We start from the raw sequence: 25,880 nt of genomic DNA, 5'->3' as shown, positions 1-25,880 counted from the left end.
GGTGCCCAGTTATTCTACTATTCTCTTTTAACCCCGTTGCTTCCGTGTCATGACGTCAAAGATTACCGCTCCAGCTAAAACACCACCGCGAATCATATATTGATAGGAAATTCCTACACCTAGTAAGTTCATCCCACTCGATAACGAGGCCATCACGATGGCTCCGATAATAGCACCTGTTACTTTACCGACACCACCTGCAGAAGATACTCCACCAACATATGCCGCTGCAATCGCGTCAAGCTCAAAGAGAGTTCCAGCTGTGGTCGTTGCCGATTGAAGCCGAGATGTAAAAAGAATTCCTGATAACGCCGCGAGCATCCCCATGGAACCGAAGACGATATATGTAATCTTTTGTACATTGATCCCACTCAAATGCGCGGCCTCAGGATTACTACCGACTGCATAAATGTGACGACCGAGTACTGTTTTAGTCGTTAAGAAGTGATAAACTATGACAACGATTATTATAATGACAACCGTCCAAGAAAATCCGTTATAGCCAGCTAAAATCCAAGTAATGTAAGCAATAATCGCTGATATCAAAACAAGCTTTACACTAAATATCCCCTTAGACATTACATCAAAGCCATACGTCAATTTGTTACGACGATTGGCGATTTCATTGTATATATATAAAAGTACTCCGACAAACCCTACTAATAACGTCAGTAGATGCAAGCCATTAATTTGCATAATCGATGGAATAAATCCATTCCCAATCGCATTGAATTGTTCATCCCTAACAATAATCGTTCCCGTTTTTTCTGTAACCTGAAGGAGTGCACCACGGAAAATCAACATCCCCGCCAGCGTAGCAACGAATGATGGAATTCCAATTTTAGCAACTAATACCCCGTTAAATAATCCAATGATAGCACCTAAAATTAAAATCAGCGGAATAGTAATCCATACTGACAAGCCCATTTGCGTCAAGAAAATGGCTGTAATCGCACCTAGAAATCCTGCTAAAAAGCCCACCGATAAATCAATATGACGAATGACGATAACAAGGGTCATCCCAACCGCCAAAACCGCAATATAACCAGCGGAATCCAGTAAGTTACTTATGTTTCGAGAAGACATAAACAAGCCGTTCGTCATAATCGTAAATGTTAACAAAATAACGATTAAAGCAATATACATCCCGTAATCTCGAATATTGGCTTTGACGAGCGCTTTAGTTTCTTTATAAAATCCCATCGTTATCCCTCCTATTGCGTCGCAAGTTCCATAATCGCTTCTTGTGTCGCTTCCTTCATGGCCAGTTCTCCTTTGATCGAGCCATTTGCCATAACATAGATACGATCACTCATCCCTAGCACCTCACCAAGTTCAGAGGAGATCATAATAATACTCATACCTTCGTCAATCAACTGATTCATAATCGTATAAATTTCGAATTTCGCCCCAACATCGATTCCCCTTGTCGGTTCATCTAAGATCAAGATCTTAGGTCCAGTAAACAACCATTTCCCAAGCGATACTTTTTGTTGGTTTCCACCACTCAATTTGCCAACTATTTGCTCTAGTGAACTCGCTTTAATATACAACGAGTCTTTGTACTCTTTACCAACCTTCACTTCTTCATTTAAGTTGAGAATCCCCTTCGTCGAAATACCTTTCAGATGTGCCGCCGAGACATTACTCTTAATATCCTGTAATAAAAATAATCCGTCTCCTTTTCGATCCTCCGTCACATACGCAATACCAGCCTTAATCGCATCACTTGTATGCTTCAGTACTTTTGGCGCCCCTTGAATTTCCAAATCCCCTTGTAACTTATAGTTTTTCGGATTCCCAAAAATGCTAAGAGCAAGTTCTGTACGACCGGACCCCATCAGACCAGCGATCCCAATAATCTCGCCTTTTTTCACGTGAAGATTGATGTTTTTCACAACATTTCTTCCTAGTTGCGTGTCATACGCTGACCAGTTATCCAATTTGAGGACAGTATCCCCGATTTTCTTATCAGGATGTTTCGGGTAAATGTCTTCGATTTCACGTCCTACCATATTTTTGATAATGACACTTTCCGCTACTTCCCCTTTACTTGCATCTAGCGTACAAATCGTCTTGCCGTCCCGCAAAATCGTTACTTTATCCGCTATCTCGATAACTTCCTTCAGCTTATGAGAAATCATAATGCAGCTAATTCCTTGGCTTTTTAATTCCTTTAGGAGTTTTAACAGATTTTCACTGTCATCTTCATTCAGTGCTGCCGTCGGCTCATCTAAAATCAGAAGATTTACATCTTTACTTAATGCTTTGGCAATTTCTACGAGCTGTTGTTTTCCTACACTTAATTCCCTAATCAGTGTTTCCGGCGTCACTTTTAGCTTTACTTTTTTCAGTATCTGCGTAGCTTGAACGATTGTTTGATTCCAATCAACGAACGGACCCTTTTTCACTTCATTGCCTGCAAATATATTTTCATAGACGGACAAATCCGGAAAAAGTGCCAACTCTTGATAAATGATGCCAATACCAGCCTTCACACTATCGCTAATTTCATTGAACTGTTGAACTTGATCTTCAAATACGATATCTCCGTCGTATGTGCCATATGGATAGACTCCACTCAACACTTTCATCAGCGTCGATTTTCCTGCACCATTCTCACCAACCAAACAATGAATTTCTCCTTTTCTCACTTTGAAATTCACGTTCGATAGGGCCTTGACTCCCGGGAACTCTTTAGATATGTCATTCATCTCTAAAATATATTCGCTCATTCTATCGCCTCCCTAACCCAAACAAAATAGAAATGGAGAAATAGTGATAGATTACACTATCACTATTTTCCATTTTCCAATGTGATACTTTTACTCTAAACCTGTGAATTCGCTTGCCTCGTAGTATTCAGAATCGATTAGCTCAGATTTCACATTATCTTCATTCACCACGATTACGTCCGTTTGTTTCGCTTTAACTTCAACTGAACCATTATCATAAGAACCTGTTGTTTCTGGTGTATTGCCATCTAAGATTTCAACTGCCATACCCATCGCATCTTTCACCAGTGCACGAACGTCTTTGAATACCGTCATCGACTGTTTTCCGTCGATTATATATTGGATAGATGCTTTCTCTGCATCTTGCCCAGTCACAAAGTAACTTGAAATTACACTATCAGAAGCAAATACGTCTGCGATTGACCGAGCTGTTCCATCATTCGGAGCTAGAACTGCAACATCACCTTTTAAGTCGTCACCCGCAGCTGTTAAGTGTGTTTGCGCTTTGTTTTTCGCATCATTTGCATCCCAGTTCGTTGTAACTTGACCAATAATTTTTCCCAGTTGGTCGCGCGAAAGTTCGGCTGAATCTTTTAACCCCTCTGCTTCACTTGAGTTAGCAATTTTAAAGGTACCATCTGCAATTTTCGGTTGAAGCACTTTCCAGGCCCCTTCGAAGAATAAAAATGCGTTGTTATCTGAAGCCGCACCTGCATAAAGGTAAAGAGGAACGTCAGACCCCTGTGCATTGTCCACTAAATACTGTGCTTGTGCAGCACCTACTGCTAAACTATCGAATGTTACATAATAATCTACTGCATCCGTATCTGTAATTAAACGGTCATACGCAATAACAGTTACACCCTCTTTTTTCGCTGCTTCTACTGCAGATGCAGCTGCCGCACCATCATGAGGAGTGATAATTAATACCTTGATGCCTTTATTTAATAATGCCTCTACATTTTCTTTCTCTTTCGCTGAAGATCCTTGACTAAATAGAATTTCCGTTGAATAATCTGAATCTGCTAATGCATCCTTGAAACGTTGCTCATCCTGTACCCATCGAGGTTCATCCTTCGTCGGTAATACGATACCTACGTCAACCGAACTACCTCCGTCATTGTTACATCCAGCTGCGACGAGTGCGAACACCATCAAGATTGCCAAAAATGTTAACCCCTTAAATTTCTTAATCATTTTTTTACCCCTCTCTTTTCGAATAAAAAGTATTTACTACTTAATCATAAACTCTGAAAATTCAATATGAAAGCGCTATCAATAGCATTTTTTCAACATTTACTATACTTTTTTAGCTTTTCGATGAAAGAGGAGTTTTTCAGCTAGTAAAAGGGGCGGAATAAAATCGTTTATGCAAAATGAGATTAGCATTCGACCAGTACTATTTTATATGTGCAAATGGAGGGCTATCAAAAATAACCAAACAAAAATCTCCCACCAATTCGCAAATTGTGAGAGACTTTTGTTTGGTTCATTATTCTATTCGAATTAATTTCAACTACCTAAGTTCAAGCCACTCAAAACATCTTGGTCGTCCAATTTTCGCCGTTCCAAACATCAGTTACAAGGCCTTCATAAAAATCAGGTTCATGAGAAATAAGTAGCACGCTGCCTTTGTATTCCTTTAAGGCACGTTTCAATTCCTCTTTCGCGTCTCTATCAAGGTGATTTGTCGGTTCGTCAAGGACGAGCAAATTTGTTTCGCGGTTAAGCAGTTTACAAAGACGCACTTTCGCCTTTTCTCCACCACTTAGCACCTTCACCTTACTCTCAATATGTTTGGTCGTTAACCCGCATCTCGCAAGGGCAGCACGCACTTCGTATTGCGTAAAATGCGGAAAAGCCTCCCATACTTCTTCAAGGCAAGTATTGTTGTTTTCCGATTTGGCTTCCTGTTCGAAGTACCCGATTTCCAGATGGTCACCACGAGTAACAGAACCGGCAAGTGCAGGGATTTCTCCTAGAATGCTCTTTAAGAGAGTTGTTTTCCCAATACCATTCGCACCAGACAAAGCGATTTTCTGCCCACGTTCCATCGTCAGTTCCAAGGCATTTGACAACGGTTCATCATAGCCAATCACAAGTTCCTTTGTTTCGAACAGATATTTCCCCGGGGTCCTTGCCTGTTTAAAGGAGAATTGTGGCTTCGGCTTTTCGGCATCTAATTCGATGACATCCATCTTATCTAGCTTCTTCTGCCTGGACATAGCCATTTTACTCGTCGCTGCATTCGCTTTGTTACGTGCTACGAAGTCTTTAAGGTTTGAAATTTCCTTCTGTTGCTTTTTATAGGCGGCTTCCACCTGTTGCTTCTTCATTTCATGCACGCGCAAAAATTCATCGTAATCCCCAGAATATCGAGTGATCTGCTGATTTTCCATGTGGTAGATAAGCTGAATAACGCTATTCAAGAATGGTATATCATGGGAAATCAATATGAAAGCATTCGCATAGTTCTGCAAATAATTGCGTAGCCAATCAATATGCTCAACATCCAAATAGTTCGTCGGCTCGTCAAGAAGAAGAATGTCCGGTTTTTCCAATAATAACTTACCAAGCAACACTTTTGTCCGCTGCCCCCCACTCAAATCATGAACGTCCCGATCTAGACCAAATTCATTTAATCCTAGTCCGTTCGCTACTTCATCGACTTTGGAATCGACGATATAAAAATCATTGTTCGTCAATTCTTCCTGCATCTGACCCGTCTCCTCAAGAAGGACCTCCAGTTCATCTGCATCTACCTCAGCCATCTTGGCAAAGAGCGCATTCATTTCTGTCTCCTGGTCATAAAGATATTGAAAAGCGGTCCGCAGCACATCGCGAATGCTCATCCCTTGTTTCAATGCAACGTGTTGATCCAAATACCCGACCCGCACCCGCTTCGCCCAACTTACCGTTCCCGCGTCAGGTTCTAACTTGCGCGTAATAATGTTCATGAACGTTGATTTACCTTCGCCATTGGCGCCGATTAAGCCGATGTGCTCTCCTTGCAATAACCGAAAAGAGACGTCTTCGAAAATCGCGCGATCCCCGAAGCCGTGACTTAAATTTGCTACAGTCAATAAACTCATATGTTTTACACCTGTTCCTTCACTAAGTATAATTCCTCATAATTTAATGCAGTCCACAACCTGAACAAGCATTGACGTTCCTACTATATTATATAGGGATTTTATTGATGAGGAAAGCTACGATTTCACACTCATCTTATTCTAAATTTTTAATGCAGACGGGAATTCATCTTTTTTAAAGTCTGATATAACAAAAAAAAGGTTAAACTATTTTTATGTGCTATTATTAGGTTAACTTTGATTGCCTTTTTCTACGTTAAAAATGATAAAACTATTGTGTATATATAACAATTTTACTGGAGGTTTATAAATGAATAATAATGATATATTAATTAGATTACGATATGCTCTAGATATAAAAGACTCGGTTATGGTAGAGATATTTAAACTTGGCGGCGTTGAAGTAACACAAGAAGAAGTGTCCATGTTGCTCATAAAATCAGATGACAATTACCATGATGCAGCTGAAAATGAAGGGACTTTAAAGTGTAGTAATAGTATGTTAGATTCATTTTTAAATGGCTTTATTATTTTCAAAAGAGGGCAACAAGATCCAAAACCAGGACAAGCTGAAAAACCGGCACTGGCTATAAAAAATTATGAAAGCGTTAATAATATCCTTCTAAAAAAAGTGAAAATAGCACTATCATTAACAAGCGATGATATGCTTGAAATATTAGAAGAAGCAGGAGTCGTTATAACAAAAGGTGAATTAGGTGCTGTATTAAGAAAAGAAGGACACAAGAATTATAAAGAGTGCCTTGACAGATACGCAAGGAATTTCTTAAAAGGATTAGCTATAAGATATAGAGAATAAGGAACCGTGGATATAAAAAACTGCACCCCAAATTATTAGTTTTAGCTAATAATTTGGGGTGCTTTTCAATTCGTATGCTGTTATTGAATTTACAATACCTGTATCCCTCAACCTCTAACTTTCGGACAGTTAGAGCAGTATTCTTTAACACAGGAGACCTCGTAGTAGAAGCAGCAGGTTTTGCGAACTCGCATAGGCGGATTAGAGACGTATGAAGATGTATGTTCGCCATAAAAGCGGCTTAGTGGGTTTTGCTTTTCCCCGAATAGCGCACCAGGAGCCTCATGAATCAGGTACTGAAAGTCTGCCTTGCCCCACGCTTGCTCCTGCTGATCCTCTGTTACACCAATTCGTTTCTCGTAAAGCGAAAACACACGAACTGCTACGTTTTCCCATAGAATAGGTTTTGGCACGTTGGCAACTCTAGACATCACTTGTATGAGTTTGCCTAGATTTTCGGCAAAACACGCTTTAATAACTGTATCGCGCCAAACATGCCTCTCGTTAGTTTCAGGCATAGTGGCATCGACGTCAACAAGACTGACACGCTCCAGCCAGGAGTGACCCGGTGATGACTCAAGCGAGCAATTTTCGACCGATAAATCTAACCCCTTATTATAAACTGTCATGGCGTATAGCAGCGGAACAGAGGTTAGGAAAGCATACCTTTTCAAAAATTGCGAAGCTGTGATCATCCTCGAGGGAGACTGGAGAAGCACGGTTAGCCTGTCCAGATTATCAGCGCACGTTTCCGGGTCGAGCAAGTCCAACGTGCTAACCGAATAAATACGACTGATTGCGGCTTGTTCACATAAGCCAAAATGTTGGTTCAAGTAATCCCATTCATTTTGTACGAGCCTGGAATGCTTATTCATCCGCACCCCTCCTTGGATTCTCAGTCCACAAAGATTTAGTTAAGTGCATCAGCGATTTGATCGACAACCAAATTGATGGCAATTGGTCCATAATAACCAATCCACTGCGCTGTGTCCTCTATATACACTTGTTCGGTCGTAACCGCGCTCATATTTTTCCAAATTGAGGTGTTTTGAAATTCAGATGTCAGTTCCATATTCGTATCGTCTTGCAGCAGAAACATATGATCTGCCCCCAGCTCCGGTAAGACTTCAATTGAAATCATCGTACTTGAATCCGTGCTGTTGACTGCCATTTCGGGTGGAGTCAAGCCCAGATCGTCATACAAAATTTGTGAGGTACGATGAGATGTCGTCTGGAGACGAATCATTTTATCCCTAGGTCGAATCAGAGCTACGGTTTGGCCCTTCATTTTGTCTGCCAATGTCGTTTTTAGATCGCTCACTTTCAGTTTGTAATCATCAACCAACTGCTGCGCTTCTTCCGTCTGATTCAAAATTTGCCCAAACTTCAACATGACTGTCTGCCAATCCTCATTGCGCTCTAGCGTAAGTGTCGGTGCAATTTTGAGTAAATCCTCGTAGATCGCATCATGGAACTCCGTAGCGATAATGAGATCCGGTTCTAGTGCAAGGATTCCTTCCAAACTCGGTTCTACATATGTTCCGAGTAACGAGACATTGTCCATCTTATCGCCCAAATATTCCGGGAGCGCGTTGTCGGTTTCGGCTATTACGCTACCGATTGGCTGCTTGCCCAGTGCCAGCATTTGATCCGCATACTGGACGTCTAGCACGACAATTTTCTTAGGTACTTTCTCAAATGTCATCTCACCCTTGAGATGCTGGATTGTGACCGGTGATTCCTGTACCGGATCCACTCCGTCAGTAGTAGCTGGCTCTTGATCCCCCGTGCTAGTACTATCTTGATTTGAACTGTTTGAGCATGCCCCCAGCAACATAACCAGAGCTAAAACTAAACTAAAGACCCATACCGAACTGATTTTTGAAAACATATATGTAACCCCTCCACTTATATAATTGAGAATGATTATCATCACCATCTACCTCACTATAACGACTCAAGCCATTCTCGGCAATGGATGTTTGCGACAAATACAATGGATTATTGCGACATGAAAAACACTGTTGTTAGGATCATCGAATCCTAACAACAGTGTTTTTATAAGATATAGATTGCTATAGCGTCAGTTATTCCTTACTCTTTACAACAAATATGGCTATTTCGCATCCAAGAACACTTTTGCCACCTGATCCACCACCCGATTCATCGCTATCGGACCATAATAAGCAATCCACATGCTCACTTTGGCTTGGTAAACATGATCTTGCTGCACAGCACGCAGACTTTTCCAGGTAGTCGTGTTCTGGATCTCATCCGACCATAGTTGAAAATTATTGTCGGTCAATACAAAATAATGGTCGGCATCCAGCTCCGGCAACCCCTCCAAAGAAATCATCGAGCTAGTCCGTTTGCGGTCAACCGCTTGCTTCGGTGGATGCAGCCCCAGATCGTTGTATAGAATCGCCGCTGTACGATGAACGCTTGTATGCAATCTTATGTTGTTATCCCGCGGTCGAATGACTGATACCGACTGCCCTTCCATCTTTACCGCCAAGTCCGACTTCAGCCTACCGATTTTTTGTTTATATTGTTGTAGGACCTGCTCTGCCTCCAGTTCCTTACCCATAATACGCCCGATGATTCGTAATGTTTCTCTCCAGTCGCGGTTCCGCTCAAGCATGATGGTTGGTGCTATCTGCGCGAGGCTTCCGTAAATGCTCTTCTGGAACTCGGTACAGATTATCAGATCAGGCAACATAGCACGCAGTACTTCTAGATCAGGTTCATCCTTAGTGCCCAAGTTCTCGACCACGCCCAGCTTGCTAGTCAGATACTCAGGAAAGCTATTTAGATCTCCGCTCACTATGACGCTTCCGGCCGGCTGTCCTCCTAGGGCCAGCATATGGTCCATAAACTGGGGATCTAGTACGGCAATTTTCTCAGGCTGCCGTTCCAACTGTAGTTCGCCTTTTAGATGGATAACCAACCGCCGTGAGCGGCGGATTGCGGTATCCAGTGAATCTGTCCCCGCCTGTAGTGAGCTCGCAGTAACCGCCTCTGGTTTATCACCTCTGGAATGTAGCATCAATTCTCGATATGTACTTGGAGAAACACCTGTGTGGCGTTTAAACAAGCGGCTGAAATAGTAGCTATCCACATAACCGATTGCTAGGGAAATATCCTTGAGCCCTATATTTGTGCGGCAGAGCAATTCCCTTGCCTTGTCCATGCGCACTTGCAACAGATAGTCAATCGGCCCAAGCGACAGACGCTTTTTGAACATCCGCTGCATCGCTCGAGAGCTACAATTCAATAGAGCTGCAAGTGTGTCTACAGTGATTGGTTCCGCATAGTTCTCATCCATATATCTGGTAGCCTGTAGGACCGTATCCGGTGAAGCATGGTTCAAACGCCCGTGCTGCAGTTCCCTCATCAGCTCGCAAACGAACTGATAAAATAATGATTTCACCTGCAGCTTTGCCATCGCTTCCGGCTGGCTCCATTCCTGCTCCATACGAGCTAAGATAATGAGCAGCGATGCAGCATGAAGGGCTGCAAAACCATATTGGATTTCAAACGGTTCCGTGTGATCCATTAATTGAAGCAGATCCTGGCAACACGGCAGCGGCAGAGTGGCCTTATACTGAATCATATAATAGCTCAGATGATCGGCGATATCAGTGATAGTAAGAACAGCGCCCTTGCCAGCGTGGCAAACATATCCGTTCTCTAGATGCTGTTCCTCCCCGTCCAATAGCAACCTACCACGACCTTGAATTGTGTAAATTAGAGTACTCGCAGAAAGTTGAGATGTGTGCAGCTGCTCGCCAATCGGTAGCTCAATGCGCTTCACCTCAATTACTTTCAGCGATGCATGGTTCCAAAGTAAAAGATGATCTTCCACAATCATAGTATGATATCAACTCCTGAAGAGGGTCTGTCGTTGGCATAATATAGTAATACCTACCTTTTTCCCACCGCCTATATCTCCATCTTGATACTATCATTTACAAAATTTGAAGTCCGAATAAAGTCAAATGCAAGTTTAATTTAGTCCTCAATACAATAGTCAATCGTACCTGTTTCGCATAGTAAAAACCTTCTTGAGAGATGGCATCCACCTCCGTACAGAATGTTTAAATTATATTACTAGTGTTTCATGAAAATGAATTCAAATGATCAAGCAAAGTGCACTGCTCACTCTATGGGTAATGCGGAATACTCAACTATCAATCTAATAAAAAAACCTTATAAATATAGACATGGGTAATTCTGTCCAAATCCCAAACTATAAGGGAAACCATGACCAAGCATACCATAAATGATAGGTTTTAAGTTTTCCAAGTGGTAAGGTTAAAGCAGATAACAATAAAGCTTTAGGAGGGCTAGATTATGTTTGTAGTGAATGTAGAAGGCGCTATACACCGCAATGGTAAATGGTTACTAATTTTAAGGAGCGCAAATGAAGAACACGCTGGGGGTTCTCTTTCACTAGTTGGTGGAAAGTGCGAAATAGAAGGCGACTCATCTAATATTCTAGAAAGAACATTGAAACGGGAAATCCTTGAAGAAGTAGGCTGCGAAGTTACTGATTTAAGATACGTAAATAGTTCTTCTTTTGTTACTGAATCGGGGATCAATGTAGTAGATATTGTTTTTCTATGTCATCATAAATCTGGAGAGCCTTACGCTAAAAGTAATGAAGAAGTTGATAAAGTAATCTGGATGACTACTTCAGAAATTCTTGCTCATACAGACTTACCTGTATACCTAAAGGAAAACGTTAAACTCGCAGACAAATTTTTGCAAGAGAATCTATATGTGGATTAATTTATCTAAGGTGAGGGTTTTAAATTAAAGCTACAATAGATATAAAGAAGAGCTCTATTTGATAAATTCTATTAAAATCATAATATTTGTTAAGTAATGTTATGCTTTCAATCATACTAAGGGGAAGCCGTAGATAGTGTGTAGTGGAAATTACGAATTCCACTGTTAATATTTGTGTTTGGGTTAGTCACTAGGCTCGTACAAAAGTTCCCTTCAACATTTTTTATGGATACTAATAATTTAGTAAGAAGTGTGATACCAATTACCATTATTGGTCTAGTCTTTTATGGATTAAAGGCATTGAAACTATTGATAATAAAGCTAAAATGCAAAGTTTGGTCCAATCAACAAATGTTATACATCACAAGTGTTGATTGACCAAAAACAACCAGTAACTAACTGAATAAAACACTAGGCGCTTCGTGTACAGTATGTTTGGTTTGGTTTGGTTTGCTTTAGATTGAACTACCTCTATACGGTTACTGAGATGTCTTGATCTGTAGTAGTCAAAGTATCTTAAGAATATAGATGCTTGTATTTTTAACTTAAAACACTAAAAGAGTAATGGAAACATGCGGAAAGGGTTATGAGGATGAAGATAGCGAAGAAATGATGGCTGCGATTTTAAGTGTCTACAGTATTGGGCTCCCCGCTACAAGGGCTAAAACAATAAAAAGTGCATCAAGATGCAACCTCTTGTTGCCCCTCTTTAGTTCTCTGTTGTTAAGCAATCTGGCCCGATTCTGGAAGACACGATTTTATTCGATTATCCGTTAATGGAAAAGATACTTGGTATTAAAAATCATACTTTGGATAGTAAGATTTTTCAACTAAAACTTCGAAGCTAAAATGACAGACTGTTTATCACTTCATAACATCAACAAATTCATATGCTTTGTGATAAATAATAGCAGTCTAGGTAAAACAACCATGAAAATGTCGCTATTTCATGGTTGTTTTACCGCTTATTTTATATACTAATTACATTCACGTAAACTTCCACCACTATATATTACTAGCTCAATTTACCTTATGAATCAGAAGTCCAAGTCCAAATCCACATTGAATTAAAGCTTTAATGTGACCTGTTTAATGAGCGGATATGTGAGTACTATACATATAATACCTAACCCGCCTAATAAATGAAGTGACAAATACATATTTTCCAATGTCCATTTCAATATCCCGCTCATATCTCCTAGTGTAAACCAAAGAAATCCAAAAACACTTATGCCTAATGCTACCCCTAACATCCATATATAACCAAATCGATATAAAGCAGCTGAAACAATGGTACCTGTTCCAACGAAAAAGATACCAATAAGTACATCCACCCAGAAATAGGATAGTATGTTTGATGCCCCGAATAAACTAGCAAAGTGGAAAATATGCGTTGTACTCTCCGTCTTACCTGTTATTAATTCAGAAAGTTGGAATAAAATATTATGAACAATCATCAATGAAACTATAAATAACGAGTAACTGATAATAAGACTGGTTAAATAATTGGTGCGGGTACCCCCAAGTCCAATCGTAGATTTAAATGCATCGCCAAACATAAAAAACGGTAAGAACAACAAGATGCCATAGATCGGTCCAGATATAAAGGGATAAAAATTATCCGGGCTTACATAATAGCCGACCATATTATAGATGATTACTAACAATAGGGTAATAGCAGTAAATATATAAAACTGTATTTTTAAATCTTTTAATATGATTGTAGTTGGGCCTTTTAAATCGTTCATGTATATCACTCCTAAGCCGTTATATTAACGAGATAATCTTGCATCAATGCTTTTTCTAATTGAATATTATTCTGTTCACAGGATACTTGTAGTTCCTTTGTTAAAGCAATATCAGCCATCACTTTGGATTGTCCCATTATATGCGTTGTTTCCAAAATTTCTTCAGGCTTAACGACTCTTTGTATATCCTCGATTTTCCCCATCATACTGACACCCTGTGTTTGAAAATATTCAATTGGTTGATGAAATTTAATGCTGTGGTCTGATATAATCATTAGCTTTTCACAAAGTGGTTCAATTTCATTAATGTGGTGTGAAGAAATCAAAATAAAACGCGGATCATTATCGTAAGAATCCTTTAAAGCCTGAAAGAACTGTTTACGTGCATGAGCATCTAAACCGTTTGTTGGCTCATCAAAAATTGTCACTTTCGAATGACTTGCTAAACCAATGACAAGCTGAATCATCGTATGCATCCCTTTAGAGAAGGAAGTAATTTTCTTTTTTCTTGGTAACTTGAATTGTTCAATCAGTGCATCCGCTTCTTCCTGATTCCAATTTTCGTTGAAAAGGGCAGCAAAATGCAATGCATCTTTCACAGTCCAACTTTTCCCGAAATAATGATCCTCCCTTAAATAGCTAATCTTTTTTGAAACTGCACTATTATTATACGGATGTGTACCCAGTACCAATACTTTGCCTGAAACCTCACGTTCTTGGCCGGATAATAATTTCATTAACGTTGTCTTTCCTGCACCATTTCTGCCCCATAGTCCTGTTATAACAGGACTATCTTCATTGAATGTTATGTTTTCTAGAATCAACTCATCTTTATACTTAAAATTAGCGTTTCGTACGTCAATGATTGTCATAGTATTCACTCACCTTTTTCATTACTTCTTCTTTAGACATTTCTAATCGTTTCGCTTCTTCAACTAATAATTTAATATACGTTTCAGAGAAGCCTTGCGCTCTTTCATTAATTAATTTATCGCGAGCATGCGGGACAACGAATACACCAATCCCACGTCTTTTTTCAACAATTCCCTCATCAACTAAAATCCCGACACCTTTTTGAGCAGTTGCTCTATTAATCTGATAAAAATTTGATAACTCTGTAGTAGAAGGAATCTTCTCGCCTTCTTTGATCACACCTTCAACAAGGGCATCCTTTACCATGTCCGCTATTTGAATAAAAATAGGTGATTGATCATTTAATTTAACTTTCATTGTATTTCTCCTTTTCAGCGGAAGTTCAGTTGATTAGTCGACTAATCAACCATACATAGTTTATTTTATTTTGTCAAATTTTAATTTTAAAAATGTTATCCTGAACAGCCAAAACACCTAAAAATCAGCATGAAAAAAGCCATCATTTAAGATGACTTTTTAATATTGTACTTATAATGGTGATTATGGTTATAAGAATGTATCACCCCGGTCGCATTTCACCAATTATCGATGAATTTTTGCTATTTATTGTTAATATATAGTTCAATTCTTCTGTAGTTCCTCCTTCCCAAAAAATAAAGAGACTTCTTTCAATTACCGTCTTCTAGACTTCACGGACCTGCTATTGGGCGATATTTAACAGGGCATGTGCCTATCCTCATCGTTGTAACAATAAGTCAAAGTAGTATTTTTGATATATTTGGTAATTTATCTGTTTTGAAATTTTTAAAAAGGGAGTCTCCAGATTAAATTCAGATTTTGGGTCCAAATCAATATTTTTCATACTAGCAATTTAAAGACAAAGCGCTAAATGATTCTCTTAAGGTCACATACGCTGCCTTTGGAAGGAGTGAGACAGAGTGTACATTGATGGGATGAATTCGATATACCTATACGTTAATGAATTTCTTTACTCACTACTTCTTCAAATGCCGAAAACCCTTGCATAACATTTCAATTGTCCTTTTATCATTCATCATAATGAGTCACCTATTTTCAATCAAAAAGAAGAGAGGAAAGTATGACTACTTCCTCCCTTCTTCTTGAATATAATGATTAGGTTTTTATGTTGCTTGCCAACCTCCGGCACCCGAAGTCCGGGAAGTGTATCAAGTTTTCACGGTGCCTAATCATCACCAGATCTCTAACCCCAGGATCCCATAAAAGACATCCCGATGACCATTAGCATTTCCTTTGAATAAAATCCTATTCAAGGCAAATGGTCAACTTTATTATATGCATCGCAACTTGAAATATGCACAACTATGGCCAGATCTAAGTAATCATATATACATACTTAGCTTCCAAGTGTTACTTATACAGCAATGTTATGGAGTGTTTCATCCAATTTAGTTTTATCAACTTATGCTGATTATTATACGTTTCGGCATTAACCACGGCATCAGAAACTACAAGCTGTAAGTTTTCTTGATTCCAAAGATTGCAGAGAACCCAACTCAAGGCTCAGCCTTATTTTTTCTGAGTTTTTTTGTTATGCATTATTATCAATTATAAATTTTTTTCATGGGAGTAAAAGGCGAAAATTCGAGTACCAATTCCAGAAGGGATGTTAGAGCGGTTAGAGTGCGCAATTAAGCACCAATGATTCGCGATAATCACCGGAGATTCGGGTACCCATCCCCCATCGTACATCACAAGTAGCTCTTATAAATTTTCATTGACAACCCATCAAAGAGAATATACATTAAATAGAGAATGATTATCATTATCAATTATAAAAAGGAGACCAAAAAAGGAAATTTTCATTCCCTTACTGAATCTCTGATCATCTTCGGTGCAGAAAGTAAAAACATCTTTTATCAAAAACTTTACAAAATAATAATTCATGTGAGTTTATTCCGTAAAGTTAGTCACCAACCACTAAAAATACATTTTACGATAAGGAAGGTTATGAAAATGAATACGAAGCTAAAAATCTCATTAAAAGCATTACTAATTTCGGCAATGGCTATGATACTACTAGTTGGTTGTTCAGGTGAGAAATCAAGTTCAACACCTGATTCATCATCGGAAAGTACCGAAACATCTAAAACAGAAAAACCTGCTTCTCAAGATGAAAATACTGAATTTCCGATCGTAATAAAGCATGCATTTGGCGAAACTGAAATTGCTAGCAAGCCTGAACGAGTTGTTACAGTTCAATGGGCTAATCATGATGTTGTTCTCGCTCTTGGAGTTATACCTGTAGGCTTCTCAGCCGCTAATTACGGGGTTCAGGATGACAGCGGACTTTTGCCTTGGACAGCTAAAAAACTCGAGGAACTCGGCGCAGATGAACCTAATATCTTCCAGGATACCGATGGTCTTGATTTTGAGGCTATTTCAGATGCAAATCCTGATGTAATTCTTGCAGCTTACTCGGGTATAACACAGGAAGACTATGATGTTCTTAGTAAAATCGCTCCAGTCGTAGCCTATCAGGACGCTCCTTGGGCAACCGAATGGCGTGACCAAGTTATATTAAATTCAACAGGTATGGGAATGAAAGCAGAAGGCGAACAACTTATTAAGGACACTGAGAAACTAATTGAGGAGGAATCAAGTAAATATCCTGAGATGGAAGGCAAAAAGGTTGCCTGGGTCAACTTCTCGGCTAAAGATATGTCTAAACTCCATCTTTATACACCTAAAGATCCTCGAGGTGCTTTTCTAATTGAGCTAGGTATGGAATATCCTGAAAGTATCACGAATCAGATTACTGATCCTACTAGCTATTCATTGTCATTAAGCGCTGAGAATGCTGACATTCTTAACGACGTTGATATCATAATTGGATATGGTGATGAAAGCCTATATGAAGCAGTTAAAGCTGATCCCCTGTTAGGCAAAATTCCAGCGATTCAAAGAGGTTCTGTTGTGTTCATTGGTAACGATACTCCTATGGCCGCTTCTGGAAATCCAAATCCACTTGCGATATCTTATACGATTGATGAATATCTTGAATTAATAGGAGGAGCCATTAAGAAATTAAATGAATAGTATATCGGCTTCCAAAATAAAAAAGTCAAGCTTACATATTCCGAAGAATTTTATAACGGTTCTAGTGATTTGTTTTGTCTTGCTCGGCTTGTGCATGTTTGCATCCCTGGCTTTAGGTTCTCGTATGGTGGGATTAAATGAAGTGATGGACGGTTTATTTCACCCTGACGTAAACTCCTACGAAGCAAATGTGGTTCGCAAAAGGATTTCACGAACAGTTTTCAGTTTACTTTGCGGTGCAGCACTCGGAGTTTCAGGAGCGCTTATGCAAGCGGTCACTCGCAACCCGATTGCAGACCCGAGTATACTGGGAGTTAATACAGGTGCATCATTGTTTGTCGTTTGCGGAATTGCATTCTTTAACATAAGCAGCGCCAATCAATATATATGGCTAGCTTTAGCTGGTGCTGCGCTTACTGCGATTTTCGTATTTGGTATTGGCTCTATGGGGCGTAGTGGAGCTACGCCCATTAAGCTTGTTTTGGCGGGAGCCGCTACAAGTGCCGCCCTTTCTTCCCTAGTCATCGCAATAATGATCCCACGTTCTCATGTCATGGATCAATTCAGGTTTTGGCAGGTAGGAAGTGTTGGCTCAGCAAACTGGAGCGCTATTACGACTTTTACCCCTTTTTTGATAATTGGAATACTGATAGCTATTATTTCTGCACCAGCACTAAATGCACTTGCCCTGGGAGACGATGTTGCAACCGGACTCGGCGTTAAAACAGGAATACTGAGGCTTGTTGCAGCTCTAGGGGCCGTTCTTTTGTGCGGCTCAGCTACTGCCCTGGCAGGTCCAATTGGCTTTGTTGGGCTTTTATCAACCCACGTCATGCGCCTTATTCTTGGCCCTGACCTGCGTTTTGTTATACCGATGTCTGCTATTTCAGGAGCCATCATTTTGACTGTATCAGATGTAAGCGGCAGGCTCATCGGTAGCCCTGGAGAGCTTGAAGTCGGTGTAGTTACAGCATTTATAGGAGCACCGATACTAATACTATTAGCTATGAAATCGAAAGTGCGGTCATTATGAAAAATGAATCTGTTAAGTTTATTATGGCGGGCAGACGTCAAAGACACCGTCGATGGATACTTGTTACCGGCTCCCTGGCAGCACTTGCATTCATTCTTTGCTGTGCGATGCTTTTACTGGGGAACACCATCTATCCCGTAATAGATGTAATCCGAGTACTTTCTGGAGAAGAACTCCAAGGTGCTTCTTTTGCCATTAATACCATACGTCTACCAAGAATGCTGGCAGGTCTTTTCGCTGGATTCGCTTTCGGCATTGCCGGAAACACCTTTCAGACTATGTTGCGCAATCCCCTAGCTAACCCGAATGTAATCGGTATTACTAGCGGCTCGAGCGCAGCGGCTGTTTTTTGTATAGTCATACTTCATACTAGCGGAGCTGTTGTTTCCATTGCTTCCGTGATTGCTGGCCTTGCTACTGTAATACTAATTTACATATTATCTAGGGGAAAGTCATTTTCAATCGGGAGATTAATTCTTATCGGAATAGGCATACAAGCCATGCTTGGCGCTTTGATATCCTATCTTTTGCTGATCGGTGCAGAACAAGATCTCCCCGCAGCGTTCAGATGGCTCAGCGGTAGCCTCAATGGCTCACAAATGCACGAACTTCCGCCTTTGATACTATCAGTTTTCATCTTTACGCCTATTATTATAGTGCTAGGAAAACACCTAAGTATATTGGAACTTGGAGAACAGTCGGCCACTTCTCTCGGAGTGAACACGGACAAGACAAGAATTGTGCTTATTTTTAGTTCCGTCTGCATGATTTCTCTTGCTACTGCTACCACGGGCCCAATAGCATTTGTCTCCTTCCTCTCCGGACCGATTGCAAAAAGACTAGTCGGAGTTGGCTTCTCAAGCGCAATTCCCGCAGGTCTTGTTGGCGTTAATTTAGTTTTGGCGGCAGATCTAATCGGACAATTTGCTTTTGTGGCCAGATACCCCGTGGGCGTCATTACTGGAATACTCGGAGCGCCGTATCTGATCTTCCTGCTAATCCGAATGAATCGAAGGGGAGAATTATAATGAAACCGACACATGTTTTTCAAGCCGAAGAGATAGTAGCGGGCTATGATAATAAAACGATTATCCATGGAGTCAGCCTTATTATCCCAAGTAATAAAATAAGTGTTATTATTGGAGCAAATGCCTGCGGAAAGTCTACGCTTCTTAAAACACTATCAAGGCTTATAAAGCCTACGTCTGGAAAAATCACCCTTGACGGAAGACCCATCAGCAAAATCCCATCAAAACAATTAGCTCGTGTTTTAGGACTGCTACCGCAATCCCCCATTGTTCCAGAAGGAATTTCTGTCGCTGATTTGGTTGGACGCGGAAGATTTCCGCACCAATCATTGCTCAGCGGTTGGACAAAAAAGGATTATGATGCAGTCGCCGAAGCTATGAGTATTATGGATATAACTGAGCTTGCAAATAATGATATTGACGAGCTTTCTGGCGGTCAAAGACAGCGCGTCTGGATCGCAATGGCTCTGGCTCAACAAACAGATATTTTATTTCTTGATGAACCAACAACCTTTTTAGATATCACATATCAAGTCGAAATTCTTGACCTACTCACAGACCTTAACCGAAAGCACGGAACTACGATTGTAATGGTTCTTCATGATATAAACTTGTCCGCGCGCTATGCAGACTATATTTTTGCACTTCGTAAAGGAAAGCTTATAGTTGAGGGTGAGCCATCAAAGGTTATTACAAGCACATTAGTTAAAGACATATTCGGCCTCGATTGTATGGTGATAAAAGACCCTGTTTCAGGCTCTCCTTTTGCCATACCAAAAGGACGTTATCATGTTAATAATGAATGTACTCCTTAAATGACCCAAACAGTGAATCAAACTACACGATTTTATTTAAGCATTCATCATTGCCCTTATGCTTATGTGCACATTCACTTCAGCATTGCCAGTATTCCTTTCGACCTCCACTGCTTTGATTCGACACCAATACAGTAGAGGATTTTGAAAGGCAACAAGCTTTTTTATTCTCTAAGTTGCATAACACTATAAGTAAATATAAAAAAGTCCAATTTCTCAGTATAATAATTGAGAAATTGGACTTTTTTCGTTACTCCGGAAAAGTGCCCTTTGATGGAATAACCTTAATTCTGAAGCAATGCTGATTAACCGCTCAGTGAATCACTAGCTAGTTTAAATAAAAACTCCCTACATACGCAGATACTCAGTTCATTCCTATACCAAACGCTTTGGTGCCACGCGTTAATAGGTTGCTTAGCTTAACTCTATTCTGTTATCCGCATAAAGTTACTGCTGGATTATCTGAATATGGTTTCCACATGTATCGTCGAAGACAGCTATTGTAACTTCGCCCATTTCTGTTGGCTCTATAGAAAAGTTCACGCCGTGTTTCAATAACCTATCGTACTCTTTGCGAACATCTTCAACACCAAACATTGTTACAGGTATGCCTTCTTCAAATAGTTTCTTTTGATACTCCTTGGCTGCTGGATGATTATTTGGTTCAAGCAAAATCTCAGTACCTTCTTGCTCCTCGGGAGAAACAAGTGCAATCCATCTAAATTCTCCGGTAGGAACGTCATGCTTTTTTACAAAGCCCAACGTTTCTGAATAAAACTCTAGTGCCTTGTCTTGATCTTCTACGAATATACTAGTAACAATAATTTTCATACTGTTTTTTGCCTCCTTCGATATTTGCGATGTATCGTGCTGTGCTAACAATCTGGTTGCAAGTAAAAAACGCACGTTCGTTCGAAATCCTGTTCCTACAATACCCTTTTTAATATACCATTCAAAACACACTCAGTGACTTCATCCGCCTTTTATCCCCTTACTTACGTCTTTGGAATATCTTTTTCTTGTTTTTCCACAAAATCACTTTATCCATCCATTCAGCAAGTTTTTAAGTGGTTCGGTGTTGAACATAAGTACTCGATATTTTCCCTTTCGTTTTGATTTTACAAGCCCTGCATCTTCCAATACAGTAAGATGTTTAGCTATCCCTTGTCGCGAAATGGTAAGGTTGTGCTTCGTAATGAGACGTACCGTAAGTTCATACAACGTTAGCTCGTTGCGTTCGGATAGTTCGTCTAATATCAGCCGCCGAGTCGAGTCGCCAAGTGCTTTGAATATAGCGTCTTTGTCCTTCATACATTAAGTATAAGCAACCGTGTAGTTGCTTGTCAATCGAACCGGATGCATACAATCCTTTTTCCAACTACCAAAGTTCACTTCATAAACTCAAGAAGTAACCTTAGCCCGAACCATCATGATTTTCACTTTCCCCAATAATTTGCGCTTATTTAAATTGTTATTTTGCACATCCAACTTTAAAAATCCAGCTACCTTCAAATGAGAAGATAGCTGGGTTTCATTATTATTTATAAAAAAATTCGGATCTCCCTAGTTAGAAAATGACTGCTCATATATCCTTGTCACAGGGTTCTAAACATAGACCGCAAAGCACCATGATGTCAATGATTCTCCTAAATCGAATGCTCTTCTTTTAAGATTTAAATGTATTGAATTATAGTATTTCTATATACCCTTCTGTTCCATTTACTCGAATACGTTGTCCATCTTTTATCAGCTTGGTAGCATTCTCCACTCCGACAACTGCTGGTAAGCCGTATTCACGTGCGATAACTGCTCCATGGGTCATCAGTCCACCAACTTCGGTAACAAGACCTTTTATGGAGACAAATAATGGTGTCCAGCCGGGATCAGTAAAGGAGGTGACTAATATATCTCCTTCTTTTAAAACAGCTTCTTCCATGTTTAAGATGACACGTGCTCGTCCCTCAATAACTCCAGAAGAAACAGGTAGTCCTACAATCGCTCCGGCTGGGAGATTTTCTCGTTTGTACTTACCTGCAATGATTTCACCATCAGACGTGAGTACACGCGGGGGCGTTAGTTTTCCATACAATTTGTAGTCGTTCTTACGTTTGCTGATAATCTCGAAATCCAGTTTTTTTGTTCGTACGACTTCACGAAGTTCTTCAAATGTGAGATAGTATATATCTTCTTTTTTATGAATAACGTTGGCTTGTACGAGTTGTTCGGCTTCTTTCAGTAACGCCTGCTTATAAACGAAGTAGCGACTAATCATGCCGTATTTGGGATATTCACGATAACCGATGAAATTCCGGATTAGGCTAATCACTCGTTTTGTCTCTTCGGCTTTTCGTTTACCATCCGGTAATTGCATCAATCGATCTACTAACTCTTGTTCTTTTTTCAAAGCTGCCTGCCGCCCTTGCTCAAATTTCCGTTTGCCCGAATTAGGCTCAAGTTCTTTGATGTTACTGAGAATCATAGGGACAAGTGTAGTTGGTTTTTCACTCCAACGAGTTTTAGTCATATCGATTTCTCCAGCACATCGCATTCCGTATTTGTTGAGATAAGCTATTATTGCATCTTGGCTTTCCTGTCCTCCTTCAAACGTAACGATTCCCTCCAAAAAGTTATCATCTTTTACATGCTGTAAATAATGAATTACTTCTGGATATGGACGAATCACATCTGCGACATCCAATAGCGCCAGACCCATTTCCGAAGTAATATTGTTTGGTACAGATTGGGAAAGCGTGTCTGCTACGTTTTTTTCACCCAACCACATATTCATTTTTTCATTGATCCATGATGAAGCATCCATAGCAGTCATAATCACACCCAAACTTTGTGGGTCAAATAGAATCTTCTTTAATTGCTGCAGATCTTCTAGTATAAAATCAAATAAATCTGATCCTGATTTCGTTTGGATGGTTTGTTTTAACTCGTTTATCGATGTTTCACTACTCTTTATCAAATCAGAAACGATTGTAGGATTGTTTTTGAATTGTGTTTGAAAACCCGCAGAAGACATACTTTTATTACTACTACTTGGACTCAGCTCTTTGTCACCAGTTGGTAACAATTTAATGAAATCCCGCTCGATTATGGTCATTAGTGCGTCTTTTATGAGCGGATCGGATTGTCCCAGCGTATCTACTAAAATTTCTCTGCTAACAGGTGAAGCCAGACTATGTGTGATATCAACAAACAGCCTTCCACCAGCTTTACGCATGGGTGCAGGAGTCGTTAACAGGTAAAAAGCCAATCCTAATGGTTTCATGGGGTCGGTCATCATTTGTTGATGACCGACAGAAACGTAAACGTGATTTTCTTGATCATTCGCTTCAGGGACAGGGAATAAAGTAGTGATTGGGCGACTCTGGACAATATAAAATGTATCTTCAACCAAACACCATTCGATATCTTGTGGGCAACCAAAATAAGCTTCAATCTGTCTTCCTTTGCGTGCTAGTTGTAAAATTTGTTGGTCAGTAAGTGTTTGAGACTTTTGCAGATCAGGATTGATCTGCTGCGTCTCTGTTCCGCCTTCTTTTAGCCCATAGATAGCCAGTTTTTTGGGTGCTATCATCTTATCGACGATTTCATCTTCTTGCACCTTATAGCAATCCGCCGATACCAAGCCGGAAACAAGGGCCTCCCCTAGTCCAAAGCTAGCATCGATCGATAGTAGCTTTCGATTAGAAGTAAGCGGATCAGCAGTAAATAAAATTCCTGAAGCCTGTGGAAAAATCATGCGTTGAATGATAACGGATAGGAAAACTTGGCTGTGATCAAATCCATTTTGGATTCGGTAAATTACTGCGCGATCAGTAAATAGGGAAGCCCAACATTTACTGATGTGTCGCAATACTTTATCTCTTCCGATGATATTTAAATAAGTGTCATGTTGACCAGCAAAGGAGGCAAATGGAAGATCCTCGGCTGTTGCACTTGAACGAACAGCATATGCATGCTCTAGGCCAAATGTTAAGAGACATCGATCGATATCTTGTTCGATCCCCTTCTCGATTTCAATCCCCTCAATCAGCTCACGAATCTTCCTGCTAATCTCACTAATTCTTTTTCGTTCGTCTACTTTTTGAACTGCTAGTTGATCTAGTAATTGTTGAAGCTCCTCATTTTCCCCAATGACTCTTTTATATGCCTCAGTGGTAACACAAAAACCTTCTGGTACAAGTGTTCCTTCAATCCTCGAACACTCACCCAAATTCATCCCTTTGCCACCAACCACCATTTGACTCATTTTATCGATTTCCCGTAACTCTAGTACATATGGTTTCATTTCTTTCCCTCCCATTTATCGCTCAATACCAGACGAATCATATGACAAAAGTTGTTCATCTGATCAACCAATTACGCTGTCCACTCGATCTTGCTCCTGGCGAAGTTCCATATTCATATCAAACACTTCTTTTCTCAAAAAAATATTGACTAAAAAGGGCTTTATGATGTATAATTAAAATAGGGTAACCTATACATAATCCGCTTAAATAGCGTATAACTATATAAATTTACCACAGTTTCTCATTTTTTTCAATGAATTTATGCAATCATAATTGTTGCGAATTCGAAGATGAAAAATGATATCCAATTATTTAGTGTAGCATCAGGAAAATACGGATTTAAAACATTAAGAAATTCCAATATTAAAAAGCCTAATTCCTTAGTATTAATATTAAGATATTGGGCTTTTTTCGTTCCCCCTTATTAAAGAGCCTGATCACTGAGCACACTGCTGTTCAATTTGAAAGAGACGTTTTTTTCACTTTTTATAAACAATCAATTCCAACCAAATTCTTACCATAAAAAAACACCTAAAACATTGAAATCAACAATGTTTTAGGTGTTTTTTATTGAATCAATTTTCGTTACATAATGTCCCACGAGGACGTTTTTAGAGCGTTTAATTCCTGATATACCTAGGTTTCTTCTATTCAATTTCTATAATATGTGTAAGGCTTTTCATGACGTTATTTGTTATAAAGACTTACTTTTTCGAGTTAACGCTACCCAATATTCTCTTTAACTATATACACTGACCACTTATGTATTTTGCAACTTCAAATACTCTTTTTCGAATTCATTCGTCTGGCATAGAATAGCATTACTAATTGAATGGGAATATACAAAATACAGCTTGGGGTATTCGAGAATACGATTCGTTATAAATAAAGCGCGAAACGAACATTTTTTTATTTAGAAACTTTAAATCTTAGCACAGTCTTTAATTTTTCTGGAGCTGTTCTTCTTGCATCTGTAATATAGATTTCTCTATGGCTTTTTTCAATTCGTATCAAACCTTGTTCCTCACAATACTTTTCCATCTTAGAAAACGTTTCTGGTTCTTTATCGTAGCTACCATGGTGCATCATCTGAACACATAATCCATCAGAAAAAGATTCGAGTGTTGCTGTATCAACTAGTAAATGTTTCTTTTTTGCTCGTACACTTTCAACAGCCCTTTGAAAAAGTTCCCTCGTCACAAAGTCAGGCTGTCTGATCATTAATTGATAGACAAAATGATTTTTATCCAGGTAATCTAATTTTCTTCCCTCTTCATCTAAATCCCAAATTCCTTCAAGCGGAAATACTGTATATTCATAGTAGTCTTTTGGTGTGTAGCCACCCTTTGGCATCATTCGAATACTATAAGACAATGCGTATAAAATTTCCACATTTATCCGGAATGAATCGCTATCTGGATGTCCTGCACCTTGCAATTTGATATACGACTTTTCGGTATCATTGTAAATAGTAGGTATCTGTTTTGGTAAATAGATTTTTTTATCCTTTTTTCGCCACTCATACTTTATCAATAAATTGCCCCCCTCATACTTCGTTTCTCTATCTAC

The 25,880-nt window shown here is 39.5% G+C and carries 20 protein-coding genes; 6 read left to right on the top strand and 14 right to left on the bottom strand.

All coding sequences use genetic code 11. The features are described 5' to 3' along the window. Window positions 1-27: 27 nt before the first annotated feature. From AZE41_RS08445 to AZE41_RS08430, 4 genes are all read right to left on the bottom strand, one after another. Window positions 28-1,203: a sugar ABC transporter permease gene (locus AZE41_RS08445; RefSeq protein ID WP_067208008.1), complete on the bottom strand. Its 1,176-nt coding sequence runs from the start codon at window positions 1,201-1,203 to the stop codon at window positions 28-30. A gap of 11 nt (window positions 1,204-1,214) precedes the next feature. Next, entirely contained in the window at window positions 1,215-2,735 is a 1,521-nt protein-coding gene (locus tag AZE41_RS08440) for a sugar ABC transporter ATP-binding protein (protein WP_067208005.1), read from the bottom strand. A gap of 90 nt (window positions 2,736-2,825) precedes the next feature. Continuing rightward, window positions 2,826-3,932 (bottom strand): sugar ABC transporter substrate-binding protein, encoded by a 1,107-nt coding sequence (locus AZE41_RS08435; protein ID WP_067208002.1) that lies wholly within the window; start codon window positions 3,930-3,932, stop codon window positions 2,826-2,828. Between the two features lie 338 nt (window positions 3,933-4,270). Beyond that, the gene (locus tag AZE41_RS08430) at window positions 4,271-5,827 is read right to left on the bottom strand and encodes an ABC-F family ATP-binding cassette domain-containing protein (protein ID WP_067207999.1); all 1,557 of its coding nucleotides are present in this window, start codon (window positions 5,825-5,827) and stop codon (window positions 4,271-4,273) included. Between the two features lie 310 nt (window positions 5,828-6,137). Between AZE41_RS08430 and AZE41_RS08425 the strand changes: the two genes are divergently transcribed. After that, on the top strand, window positions 6,138-6,644 hold the full coding sequence (locus tag AZE41_RS08425; RefSeq protein WP_067207997.1) for a YehS family protein: 507 nt from the start codon (window positions 6,138-6,140) through the stop codon (window positions 6,642-6,644). 107 nt (window positions 6,645-6,751) lie between these two features. On the opposite strand, the gene AZE41_RS08420 is transcribed toward AZE41_RS08425, so the two are convergent. The 3 genes from AZE41_RS08420 to AZE41_RS08410 all read right to left on the bottom strand — a co-directional run bounded on the left by AZE41_RS08420 (window position 6,752) and on the right by AZE41_RS08410 (window position 10,515). Further along, entirely contained in the window at window positions 6,752-7,519 is a 768-nt protein-coding gene (locus AZE41_RS08420; protein ID WP_067207995.1) for an IucA/IucC family C-terminal-domain containing protein, read from the bottom strand. Between the two features lie 35 nt (window positions 7,520-7,554). Further along, window positions 7,555-8,535 carry an ABC transporter substrate-binding protein gene (locus tag AZE41_RS08415; RefSeq protein ID WP_067207992.1) on the bottom strand — a complete coding sequence of 327 codons (981 nt, stop codon included), beginning with the start codon at window positions 8,533-8,535 and terminating at the stop codon, window positions 7,555-7,557. 225 nt (window positions 8,536-8,760) lie between these two features. After that, a complete protein-coding gene (locus AZE41_RS08410; RefSeq protein ID WP_067207990.1) occupies window positions 8,761-10,515 on the bottom strand; it encodes an AraC family transcriptional regulator in 1,755 nt (584 codons plus the stop codon). A 482-nt stretch (window positions 10,516-10,997) separates the two neighbouring features. Between AZE41_RS08410 and AZE41_RS08405 the strand changes: the two genes are divergently transcribed. Beyond that, complete coding sequence (locus AZE41_RS08405) at window positions 10,998-11,435, top strand: NUDIX hydrolase (RefSeq protein ID WP_067207987.1); 438 nt, start codon at window positions 10,998-11,000, stop codon at window positions 11,433-11,435. 1,067 nt (window positions 11,436-12,502) lie between these two features. Here the strand turns inward: AZE41_RS08405 and AZE41_RS08400 are convergent. The 3 genes from AZE41_RS08400 to AZE41_RS08390 are packed head-to-tail and all read right to left on the bottom strand — an operon-like array spanning window position 12,503 to window position 14,413. Continuing rightward, window positions 12,503-13,183, bottom strand: coding sequence for a hypothetical protein (locus AZE41_RS08400; protein WP_067207984.1), 681 nt, complete (start codon window positions 13,181-13,183; stop codon window positions 12,503-12,505). 11 nt (window positions 13,184-13,194) lie between these two features. Further along, the gene (locus AZE41_RS08395) at window positions 13,195-14,055 is read right to left on the bottom strand and encodes an ATP-binding cassette domain-containing protein (RefSeq protein WP_067207982.1); all 861 of its coding nucleotides are present in this window, start codon (window positions 14,053-14,055) and stop codon (window positions 13,195-13,197) included. Further along, on the bottom strand, window positions 14,042-14,413 hold the full coding sequence (locus AZE41_RS08390) for a GntR family transcriptional regulator (RefSeq protein WP_067207979.1): 372 nt from the start codon (window positions 14,411-14,413) through the stop codon (window positions 14,042-14,044). Before AZE41_RS08390 ends, AZE41_RS08395 begins: the two co-directional genes overlap by 14 nt. Window positions 14,414-16,051: 1,638 nt before the next feature. Between AZE41_RS08390 and AZE41_RS08385 the strand changes: the two genes are divergently transcribed. From AZE41_RS08385 to AZE41_RS08370, 4 genes are read left to right on the top strand one after another with little or no spacing between them, the layout of a single operon-like run. Next, on the top strand, window positions 16,052-17,134 hold the full coding sequence (locus AZE41_RS08385; protein ID WP_067213905.1) for an iron-siderophore ABC transporter substrate-binding protein: 1,083 nt from the start codon (window positions 16,052-16,054) through the stop codon (window positions 17,132-17,134). Beyond that, window positions 17,127-18,167 (top strand): FecCD family ABC transporter permease, encoded by a 1,041-nt coding sequence (locus tag AZE41_RS08380; protein ID WP_067207976.1) that lies wholly within the window; start codon window positions 17,127-17,129, stop codon window positions 18,165-18,167. Before AZE41_RS08385 ends, AZE41_RS08380 begins: the two co-directional genes overlap by 8 nt. Then, entirely contained in the window at window positions 18,164-19,195 is a 1,032-nt protein-coding gene (locus AZE41_RS08375; protein ID WP_067207974.1) for a FecCD family ABC transporter permease, read from the top strand. The genes AZE41_RS08380 and AZE41_RS08375 overlap by 4 nt, the downstream gene beginning before the upstream one ends. Further along, entirely contained in the window at window positions 19,195-20,010 is an 816-nt protein-coding gene (locus AZE41_RS08370) for an ABC transporter ATP-binding protein (protein ID WP_067207972.1), read from the top strand. The genes AZE41_RS08375 and AZE41_RS08370 overlap by 1 nt, the downstream gene beginning before the upstream one ends. A 447-nt stretch (window positions 20,011-20,457) precedes the next feature. On the opposite strand, the gene AZE41_RS08365 is transcribed toward AZE41_RS08370, so the two are convergent. The 4 genes from AZE41_RS08365 to AZE41_RS08350 all read right to left on the bottom strand — a co-directional run bounded on the left by AZE41_RS08365 (window position 20,458) and on the right by AZE41_RS08350 (window position 25,844). Continuing rightward, window positions 20,458-20,841, bottom strand: a complete 384-nt coding sequence (locus AZE41_RS08365) for a VOC family protein (protein WP_067207969.1) — start codon at window positions 20,839-20,841, stop codon at window positions 20,458-20,460. Window positions 20,842-21,045: 204 nt separating this feature from the next. After that, window positions 21,046-21,321 (bottom strand): ArsR/SmtB family transcription factor, encoded by a 276-nt coding sequence (locus AZE41_RS08360; protein ID WP_067207967.1) that lies wholly within the window; start codon window positions 21,319-21,321, stop codon window positions 21,046-21,048. 376 nt (window positions 21,322-21,697) lie between these two features. Further along, the gene (gene ppsA, locus AZE41_RS08355) at window positions 21,698-24,310 is read right to left on the bottom strand and encodes a phosphoenolpyruvate synthase (RefSeq protein ID WP_067207964.1); all 2,613 of its coding nucleotides are present in this window, start codon (window positions 24,308-24,310) and stop codon (window positions 21,698-21,700) included. A 910-nt stretch (window positions 24,311-25,220) separates the two neighbouring features. Further along, window positions 25,221-25,844, bottom strand: coding sequence for a GyrI-like domain-containing protein (locus tag AZE41_RS08350; RefSeq protein WP_197485384.1), 624 nt, complete (start codon window positions 25,842-25,844; stop codon window positions 25,221-25,223). Window positions 25,845-25,880 lie beyond the last annotated feature (36 nt).

This window comes from Sporosarcina psychrophila (assembly GCF_001590685.1).
Classification (GTDB): Bacteria; Bacillota; Bacilli; order Bacillales_A; family Planococcaceae; genus Sporosarcina; species Sporosarcina psychrophila.
The sequence above is the reverse complement of the archived record's forward strand: the minus strand, read 5'-3'. Positions and strand labels throughout refer to the sequence as shown.

Excerpts from the sequence above, each read along its gene's own strand:
- AZE41_RS08445 (WP_067208008.1), bottom strand. The coding sequence starts at position 1,203 with ATGGGATTTTATAAAGAAACTAAAGCGCTCGTCAAAGCCAATATTCGA.
- AZE41_RS08440 (WP_067208005.1), bottom strand. The coding sequence starts at position 2,735 with ATGAGCGAATATATTTTAGAGATGAATGACATATCTAAAGAGTTCCCG.
- AZE41_RS08435 (WP_067208002.1), bottom strand. The coding sequence starts at position 3,932 with ATGATTAAGAAATTTAAGGGGTTAACATTTTTGGCAATCTTGATGGTG.
- AZE41_RS08430 (WP_067207999.1), bottom strand. The coding sequence starts at position 5,827 with ATGAGTTTATTGACTGTAGCAAATTTAAGTCACGGCTTCGGGGATCGC.
- AZE41_RS08425 (WP_067207997.1), top strand. The coding sequence starts at position 6,138 with ATGAATAATAATGATATATTAATTAGATTACGATATGCTCTAGATATA.
- AZE41_RS08420 (WP_067207995.1), bottom strand. The coding sequence starts at position 7,519 with ATGAATAAGCATTCCAGGCTCGTACAAAATGAATGGGATTACTTGAAC.
- AZE41_RS08415 (WP_067207992.1), bottom strand. The coding sequence starts at position 8,535 with ATGTTTTCAAAAATCAGTTCGGTATGGGTCTTTAGTTTAGTTTTAGCT.
- AZE41_RS08410 (WP_067207990.1), bottom strand. The coding sequence starts at position 10,515 with ATGATTGTGGAAGATCATCTTTTACTTTGGAACCATGCATCGCTGAAA.
- AZE41_RS08405 (WP_067207987.1), top strand. The coding sequence starts at position 10,998 with ATGTTTGTAGTGAATGTAGAAGGCGCTATACACCGCAATGGTAAATGG.
- AZE41_RS08400 (WP_067207984.1), bottom strand. The coding sequence starts at position 13,183 with ATGAACGATTTAAAAGGCCCAACTACAATCATATTAAAAGATTTAAAA.
- AZE41_RS08395 (WP_067207982.1), bottom strand. The coding sequence starts at position 14,055 with ATGACAATCATTGACGTACGAAACGCTAATTTTAAGTATAAAGATGAG.
- AZE41_RS08390 (WP_067207979.1), bottom strand. The coding sequence starts at position 14,413 with ATGAAAGTTAAATTAAATGATCAATCACCTATTTTTATTCAAATAGCG.
- AZE41_RS08385 (WP_067213905.1), top strand. The coding sequence starts at position 16,052 with ATGAATACGAAGCTAAAAATCTCATTAAAAGCATTACTAATTTCGGCA.
- AZE41_RS08380 (WP_067207976.1), top strand. The coding sequence starts at position 17,127 with ATGAATAGTATATCGGCTTCCAAAATAAAAAAGTCAAGCTTACATATT.
- AZE41_RS08375 (WP_067207974.1), top strand. The coding sequence starts at position 18,164 with ATGAAAAATGAATCTGTTAAGTTTATTATGGCGGGCAGACGTCAAAGA.
- AZE41_RS08370 (WP_067207972.1), top strand. The coding sequence starts at position 19,195 with ATGAAACCGACACATGTTTTTCAAGCCGAAGAGATAGTAGCGGGCTAT.
- AZE41_RS08365 (WP_067207969.1), bottom strand. The coding sequence starts at position 20,841 with ATGAAAATTATTGTTACTAGTATATTCGTAGAAGATCAAGACAAGGCA.
- AZE41_RS08360 (WP_067207967.1), bottom strand. The coding sequence starts at position 21,321 with ATGAAGGACAAAGACGCTATATTCAAAGCACTTGGCGACTCGACTCGG.
- ppsA (WP_067207964.1), bottom strand. The coding sequence starts at position 24,310 with ATGAAACCATATGTACTAGAGTTACGGGAAATCGATAAAATGAGTCAA.